The following is a 6,171-nucleotide window of genomic DNA, read 5'->3' on the forward strand; positions in this document are numbered from 1 at the left end:
CCGTTACTTTATGCGAAGCTTCTTGCCTGCGCGTATGTTGCTGCCGCTGATTTTATTGAGTTTCTTGAGCTTTTTTACGGTAGTTCCGTTACGCTTTGCTATCTCCGAGAGCGTATCACCCTGTCGGATTGTCACGTTCTTTGAGCGTTCTTTTTTGTTCTTCTTTTTACGTGAAGAGCGTGTGGAGCGTGAAGAGTATGTGGAGCGTGAAGAGCTGCTATACTGGCGTGTGGGGCGTGACGAGTAAGAGGGAGCGTCGCTGTTGACCTCCACCTCCTTACGCTTCGACAGGAGAGCGTCGGCGTTGTAGGCATAAATGGAGTCCTCCTTGTCGATGAAGTCGTTGACGAGCATCTGCGGCAGACGCAATGCGGAAGGCTTTGACGATCCGTTGACGATGTTGCGTCTATACTGCGGATTGAGCTGCTTTATCTGGTCCACATCGATGCCGAGCACGTTAGCCACCTGCTCGAAGTGTACGTCACGGTTAACCATGACGGTGTCTGTCTTCGAAGGCAGTTCGGTCTCCATCGGGCAGATATTGTGCTCGCAATAGTAGTTCATGATGTAGTTGGCGGCGATGAATGCCGGCACATATCCACGTGTCTCCTTCGGAAGGTAGGGATAAATCTTCCAGTAGTCGGTCTCGCCCTTCGAGCGGTGGATGGCCTTGTTGATGGTCTCCGGACCACAGTTGTATGCGGCAATCACCAAATTCCAGTCGCCGAATATGCGATAGAGGTCGCGAAGGTACTGCGCTGCTGCATACGACGCACGCACGGGGTCGCGACGTTCGTCCACGAGCGAATTTACCTCCAGTCCGTAATGCTTGCCGGTGGTGATCATAAACTGCCACAGACCGGTGGCACCCACGCGCGAAACGGCATTAGGATTGAGCGCCGACTCGATAACCGGCAGATACTTCAGCTCCAACGGCAGTCCGTACATCTCGAGAGCCTGCTCGAATATGGGCATGTAGAAGTTCTGTGCACCGAGCATGGCGCTGACCGAATGGCGCAGACGACCGCTATAACGGTCGATAAACACCTGAACGATGTCGTTATACGGCATTTCCATAACCGACGGAATGCGGCTAAGACGCTCCTTGTATACTTCCTTGTCGTATACAGGATTGATGTCCATCATGTTGCAGTCCGTGCTGGCTTTGAGGTAAGTCTTGTGGTTGTAAGCGCTGAGCAGACTGTCATAGTCTTGCGTCAGTCCCTCTGGCAGGTCTATAATTTCCTTCTTTCCTTCAGCGTCCGTCACCGTTATCTCTTTGTCGTCGCTCTGCGCGAAGATGGGGTTAGAGAATGTGAGAAGCGCTGTTGCTATCAATATTAATGTCTTTTTCATCTATATATATAAATGTGTATGTCGTTTCTGTATGTTTATGTTGCTTGTAATCGAGAACGCCTTATGTTCTCAGAAATTGAGGCTACAGCTCACTCCCAGACTGTTGTCGCGTAGAGGATTGGTCTGCAGGCCGTTGTTGCTGCGGTTGATGATTGTCGGCTCCACTCTCAGACTGAGGTCCTTCGAGATGTCGAACTCTGACAATGACGCGTCAACGTATGCGTCAATGATGGATATGGCGTAAACGCCGACAAGGCAGAAGAAGCTAAGGTCTCTCCATCTGCGGAACTTGTCCTTACGGTTCTTGAAGAGCCGTTGGTAACGATCGATGTTGGAAGAGTCGATCTTTGCTCCGAGATGCAGAAACTGGTTGTAGCTCTGCGTGTTCGGATCATCGTCCATGATGTCCATGTAAGCCTGCGAATAGTCGCGGAACATCTGATTGTTCCATCGCATGGCGTAAGCGCAACCCACGAAGCCGCCGTAGACGAACGGCAGCTTCCAGTACTTGCGGTTGTATATCTGTCCTGCACCCGGCAGCACGATGGCAAGCCACATCGCCCTCTTGGCGTTCGGTCGCCATGTGGCCCAATTGCGTTTTGGCCGCACGTTTTTAAGGGTGTCTGCCATAAAGATACGACCGTCCACCACGCTGTCCTCATAGACGGCGCGGTTAATGACGACGCTGTCCGAGACGGCATGTGTAAGGCTGACGCTGTCGGCTGACACCTCTTCCTTCTGTGCGGCTGCCGGCGATGCAAGACACAGGGCCATGCACACGAGCAGCGACTGCAATATATGTGACGTTATGTTATTTTTCACTGTTGTTTCATTTTGTCGAAGGCGCTCATAATGCGCTCCAGTTCCTCCTCGTTGGCAAAGGGAATGGTGATTTTTCCTTTTCCCTTCGGCGAGCATGTCATCTGCACCTTGGTCTGCAGGAAGTCCGAGAGGTGGCTTCTGAGAGCGTTATACTCTTCCGGCAGCTTTGCCTTAGCCACAATCTTCTTCTTTCCGCTGTCCACGTCCTCTCCGTTCTTGAGCATCTGTGCCATCTCCTCCACTTTGCGTACGGAGTAGCCGTTCTTTATCACCTCGTTGAACAGCTTTATCTGCAACGACGGCGACTCCACGGCAAGCAGCGCTCTGGCGTGTCCCATGTCTATCTCTCTCTTCTGCAGAGCTATCTGCACCTGGGCGGGCAGACGTAGCAGTCGGAGATAATTGGTGATGGCGGTGCGGCTCTTTCCGACGCGCTCAGACACCTTCTCCTGCGTCATTCCCTCCGCGTCGAGGAGATGCTCGTAAGCCAGAGCTATCTCTATGGCGTTGAGGTCCTCACGCTGTATGTTCTCGATGAGCGCCATTTCCATGACGTTCTCGTCCTTGATGGTTCGGATGTAAGCCGGTATGGCGCTTAGTCCGGCTATCTGCGAAGCCCTCCAGCGTCTTTCGCCGGCGATGATCTGATAACGTTCGTCGGCTATCTGACGCAGCGTGATGGGCTGTATGATGCCAATCTCGCGAATGCTTGCCGCCAGTTCTTCCAGCGCTATGGCGTCAAACTCGCGTCTTGGCTGGTTGGGGTTAGCCTCAATCTGCGAGAGCGGTATCTCGTTTATGGTTGACGTTCCCTCGGTGCGTGCACCGGCGTTGTCGAAGAGGGCGTCCAGTCCCTTGCCTCCGTCGATGTCGTCAAGTCCGCGTCCGAGTACGTTTCTGCTGTATTTCTTATGTACGGCCATTGTTGTCTGTTATTGTTTTTTAGTCGTTAGCCGTATTGTCGGCTGCATTGTCGCGCGTGGCGTTCTTATTGATAATCTCCTTGGCGAGAGCCATGTGGTTCTTCGATCCCACCGAGTCGGCATCATAGAGGATGACCGGAATGCCGTGTCCCGGGCTTTCGCTCAGCTTGACGTTACGCTGTATGACGGTCTTGAATACCAGTTCCTGGAAGTGTCGCTTCACCTCGTCGTAAATCTGATTGGCGAGTCGGAGGCGGCTGTCAAACATCGTGAGCAGGAATCCCTCAATCTCGAGTGACGGATTGAGCTTGCTTTTGATAATCTTGATGGTATTGAGCAGCTTCGTGATTCCCTCAAGCGCGAAATACTCGCACTGCACGGGTATTATCACCGAGTCGGCAGCTGTAAGCGCGTTCACGGTGATCAGTCCGAGCGACGGGCTGCAGTCGATGAGTATGTAGTCGTAGTCATCCCTTATCTGTTCCAGCATATTCTTCACCACACGCTCGCGGTTTTTGATGTTGAGCATCTCTATCTCAGCTCCCACAAGGTCGATATGGCTCGGAATGATGTCCAGTCCGTTGATGTCCGTTGTGTATACGGCGTCGTGGACGTCAGCCTGGTCGATGATGCATTCGTAGAGTGAGCAGTCGATTTCGTTAAGGTCTATTCCGAGTCCGCTTGAGGCGTTAGCCTGAGGGTCTGCGTCGACCACAAGTACGGTCTTTTCCAGTGTGGCAAGCGATGCCGCGAGGTTTATTGTTGTCGTTGTCTTACCGACGCCACCCTTTTGGTTGGCGAGTGCTATTATCTTTCCCATTTCTGTCCAAAATTATTTGGCAAAGTTACATATTTTATGCGACATACTGCCCGTTTAAACCTTTTTTCGTACTTTTGCAAGCGAATTATAGTCAAATTTATGAATAATAAAAGACCGTTAATACTTATTTCGAACGATGACGGCTATCAGGCCAAAGGCATCAATTCGCTTGTGGATATGCTCCGCGACATGTGCGACATTCTGGTATGTGCTCCCGATTCCGCAAGGTCGGGATTTGCCACAGCCTTCACCTCTTCGGTGCCTCTACGCCTGACACAGCGACGCAAGGAAGAGGGGCTGGAGGTGTATTCCTGCAACGGCACACCGGTGGACTGCGTGAAGGTGGCACTCGTCGAGTTCTTCAAGGACCGCATGCCCGACATGATCATAGGCGGCATCAATCACGGCGACAATTCGTCGGTGAACGTACACTACAGCGGCACGATGGGCATCGTTATTGAGGGCTGCATGAAGTATGTGCCTTCCATAGGATTCTCGCTCTGCGACTTCGCTGCAGACGCCGACTTCTCCCCGCTCACTCCCTACGTACGCGACATCGTCAGCAAGGTGCTCAGCAAGGGACTGCCGCAGGGCGTGTGCCTAAACGTCAACTTCCCTAAGGCTCAGACGTTTGAAGGCGTGAAGATGTGCCGAATGGGAAAGGGCACGTGGTTTAACGAGTGCGACAAGAGACGCCATCCGCACGGACACGACTACTACTGGATGACGGGACAATACCGCTCCGACGAGCCGGAAGCAGACGACACGGACACGTGGGCGCTACGACATGGCTACGTGGCGATTACGCCGACACGCATTGACGTCACCGACTATGACTTTCTGAAGAATTACGAATTATAAGAACATGAAATATTACCTGATAGCTGGCGAGGCTTCGGGCGACCTGCATGCCTCGCGTCTTATGGCAGCGCTCAGCAAGGTGGACGACGACGCTGAGTTTCGCTTCTTCGGCGGCGACCTGATGGCTGCCGTGGGCGGCACGTGCGTCAAGCACTACCGCGACCTTGCCTTCATGGGCATCATACCCGTGCTGCTGCATCTGCCCACCATCCTACGCAACATGGCTTTGTGTAAGCGCGACATCGTGGAATGGCAGCCCGACGTGGTCATCCTCGTTGACTATCCGGGATTCAATCTCGACATAGCCAAATACATCCACTCGCATACGCGCATTCCCGTCTATTACTACATCTCGCCGAAGATCTGGGCATGGAAGGAATGGCGCATCAAGCGCATCAAGCGCGACGTAGACGAGATGTTTTCCATCCTGCCCTTCGAGGTGCCCTTCTTCGAGCAGAAACACCACTACCCCATCCATTACGTGGGCAATCCTACGGCGGAAGAGGTGGAAGAATTTCGTGCGGGATATAAGGAGTCGTTCGACGATTTCGCCAAGCGACACGGTCTCAGCAGCAAGCCTGTCATTGCCTTGTTAGCCGGTAGCCGACGTGCCGAGATTCAGAACAACCTGCCGTCAATGATTGAGGCGGCGCGACGCTTCGAAGACTACCAGATGGTATTGGCAGGCGCTCCGGGCATAGAGCCCGACTTCTACGACCGCTTCATCTCGGGAACCGGAGTCAGCCTCGTCCATCACGACACGTACGCCCTGCTGTCACACGCCCGTTGCGCTGCCGTAACGAGTGGCACAGCCACGCTTGAGACCGCTCTCTTCGGCGTGCCGCAGGTGGTATGCTATAGGATGGCGATGCCTAAACTGGTGGCGTTCTGCCGCCGTTACGTGCTGAAGGTGAAGTACGTGTCGCTCGTCAATCTTATAGCAGACCGTGAGGTGGTTACAGAACTCGTGGCAGACACATTCTCCACGGACAACATCGCCAAGCAGCTCGCCCTCCTCCTTCCCGACGGCGAAGCCCGCCAGCGCATGCTCGACGGCTACGAGGACGTGCGCCGCAAGATCGGTGGCGACAGCCCGTCAGAGTCTGCCGCACATATTATTTACGATTTGGTGAAGTAAAAAAAGCAGTAGCGATAAACAGGAATTTATCAGCGAGGCAACTGTGTTAGGCAGGGCTTTGACAAAAACCTTTCTCCACATACCTTTTGTTGTCACACCCTTCGGGTTCATGGTATCGTTTGGCGAATGGGATTTACGAGAGCGTTGCTCTCGACACCCATCCTCCAAACGATATCATGAGTGATGCTGGAGCATCACTGTGCCAACAAAAGGAAAAACATAAAAAACACAAGGTAACAAAAAGGTAAAGT

At 53.1% G+C, this 6,171-nt stretch carries 6 protein-coding genes; 2 read left to right on the forward strand and 4 right to left on the reverse strand.

Going from position 1 to position 6,171, the window contains the following annotated elements:
• Positions 1-3: 3 nt before the first annotated feature.
• The 4 genes from CHL74_RS06680 to CHL74_RS06695 all read right to left on the reverse strand — a co-directional run bounded on the left by CHL74_RS06680 (position 4) and on the right by CHL74_RS06695 (position 3,921).
• Positions 4-1,356 (reverse strand): lytic transglycosylase domain-containing protein, encoded by a 1,353-nt coding sequence (locus CHL74_RS06680; protein ID WP_094880390.1) that lies wholly within the window; start codon positions 1,354-1,356, stop codon positions 4-6.
• Positions 1,357-1,425: 69 nt separating this feature from the next.
• On the reverse strand, positions 1,426-2,130 hold the full coding sequence (locus CHL74_RS06685) for a DUF5683 domain-containing protein (RefSeq protein WP_441339043.1): 705 nt from the start codon (positions 2,128-2,130) through the stop codon (positions 1,426-1,428).
• Positions 2,131-2,174: 44 nt separating this feature from the next.
• The gene (locus tag CHL74_RS06690) at positions 2,175-3,101 is read right to left on the reverse strand and encodes a ParB/RepB/Spo0J family partition protein (RefSeq protein ID WP_094880392.1); all 927 of its coding nucleotides are present in this window, start codon (positions 3,099-3,101) and stop codon (positions 2,175-2,177) included.
• A 19-nt stretch (positions 3,102-3,120) separates the two neighbouring features.
• Positions 3,121-3,921 (reverse strand): ParA family protein, encoded by an 801-nt coding sequence (locus CHL74_RS06695; RefSeq protein ID WP_094880393.1) that lies wholly within the window; start codon positions 3,919-3,921, stop codon positions 3,121-3,123.
• A 99-nt stretch (positions 3,922-4,020) separates the two neighbouring features.
• Between CHL74_RS06695 and surE the strand changes: the two genes are divergently transcribed.
• A complete protein-coding gene (gene surE, locus CHL74_RS06700; protein WP_094880394.1) occupies positions 4,021-4,782 on the forward strand; it encodes a 5'/3'-nucleotidase SurE in 762 nt (253 codons plus the stop codon).
• A gap of 4 nt (positions 4,783-4,786) precedes the next feature.
• Entirely contained in the window at positions 4,787-5,920 is a 1,134-nt protein-coding gene (gene lpxB / locus CHL74_RS06705; RefSeq protein WP_094880395.1) for a lipid-A-disaccharide synthase, read from the forward strand.
• Positions 5,921-6,171 lie beyond the last annotated feature (251 nt).

The organism is Prevotella sp. 885, from assembly GCF_002265625.1.
GTDB lineage: Bacteria > Bacteroidota > Bacteroidia > Bacteroidales > Bacteroidaceae > Prevotella.

What these genes read in the sequence shown, in the direction of transcription:
- surE (WP_094880394.1), top strand. Translation starts at nt 4,021, where the DNA reads ATGAATAATAAAAGACCGTTAATACTTATTTCGAACGATGACGGCTAT.
- CHL74_RS06690 (WP_094880392.1), bottom strand. Translation starts at nt 3,101, where the DNA reads ATGGCCGTACATAAGAAATACAGCAGAAACGTACTCGGACGCGGACTT.
- CHL74_RS06680 (WP_094880390.1), bottom strand. Translation starts at nt 1,356, where the DNA reads ATGAAAAAGACATTAATATTGATAGCAACAGCGCTTCTCACATTCTCT.
- CHL74_RS06695 (WP_094880393.1), bottom strand. Translation starts at nt 3,921, where the DNA reads ATGGGAAAGATAATAGCACTCGCCAACCAAAAGGGTGGCGTCGGTAAG.
- CHL74_RS06685 (WP_441339043.1), bottom strand. Translation starts at nt 2,130, where the DNA reads ATGGCCCTGTGTCTTGCATCGCCGGCAGCCGCACAGAAGGAAGAGGTG.
- lpxB (WP_094880395.1), top strand. Translation starts at nt 4,787, where the DNA reads ATGAAATATTACCTGATAGCTGGCGAGGCTTCGGGCGACCTGCATGCC.